The sequence below is a fragment of the Staphylococcus sp. GDY8P57P genome (genome assembly GCF_017892585.1).
GTDB classification, from domain to species: Bacteria; Bacillota; Bacilli; order Staphylococcales; family Staphylococcaceae; genus Staphylococcus; species Staphylococcus borealis.
The window spans coordinates 1-997 of record NZ_JAESLK010000100.1; the positions used below are offsets into that span (position 1 = coordinate 1).

General features: G+C 27.0%; 2 protein-coding genes. Both read left to right on the forward strand.

Going from position 1 to position 997, the window contains the following annotated elements; all coding sequences use genetic code 11:
- Positions 1-504: helix-turn-helix domain-containing protein (locus KA878_RS13705; protein WP_210142221.1), on the forward strand; the 504-nt coding region annotated here is incomplete at its 5' end.
- A partial coding sequence (locus tag KA878_RS13710) for an IS3 family transposase (RefSeq protein WP_312884018.1) occupies positions 474-997 on the forward strand: 524 nt, incomplete at its 3' end. The genes KA878_RS13705 and KA878_RS13710, both read left to right, overlap by 31 nt.

Genomic DNA, 997 nt, shown 5'->3' on the forward strand with positions numbered 1-997 from the left:
TATATAAATGATGGCCTATCTTTAACTGATTTAGTAGTTAAATATAATATCCCCACTACTTCAACTGTAAACAAATGGATTTCAAAGTATTTATCGGGTAAAATATTAAAAACATATTCTCCAAAACCCGAGGTGTATCAATTGAAATATAGGAAAACAAATTTAGAAGAACGCATTGAAATAGTTAAAGATTACATAGAAAGTAATAGTGATTATAAAACAATCGCTGATAAGTACTCAGTAACTTATGGTCAAGTTTATAATTGGGTGAAAAAATATAAAAATCATGGTAATGCTGGTTTAGAAGATGGACGAGGCAAAGGGAAACCTCAATCTATAATGACAGAAGATGAAATAAAAGATGCCGAAATTAAAGCATTAAAAGAACGAAATAAATATTTAGAAATGGAGAATGAGGTTTTAAAAAAGCGGAGAGAATTCGAAAGAGAGATGATGAATCAAAAAGTAAACAAATCGCGTCATACAAAACGATCAAAGCGCTAAAAAATAAATATCCAATTAAATGGTTATGTAGTGTTTTAGGAATAAATAGATCAAGTTATTATAAATGGACAAACAGAAAACCATCTAAGAGAGAGATTGAAAATAATACATTAATGGAAGATATCAACGATATCTATCATCAATATCAAGGTATTTATGGTTATAGACGCATTTATATTTATATCCGTCTTAAATTAAATAAACATGTTAATCATAAGCGTGTTTATAGATTAATGAAACAATTAAAATTAAAAGCTATTATACGTCGTAAAGCCAAGCGATATAAACTTTTTACTCCTGAAGTAACTGCGCAAAATATTTTAAACAGATCATTTAATGAAAGTAAGAAGAATAAGAAATGGTTAACCGATGTGACTGAATTCAAATTAAAAAATGGTAATAAAATATACTTAAGTGCGATTTATGATTTGGGTAGTAAAACAATTTTAAGTTATGAATTAAGTAGTTCAAATAATAACCAATTAGTATTTAA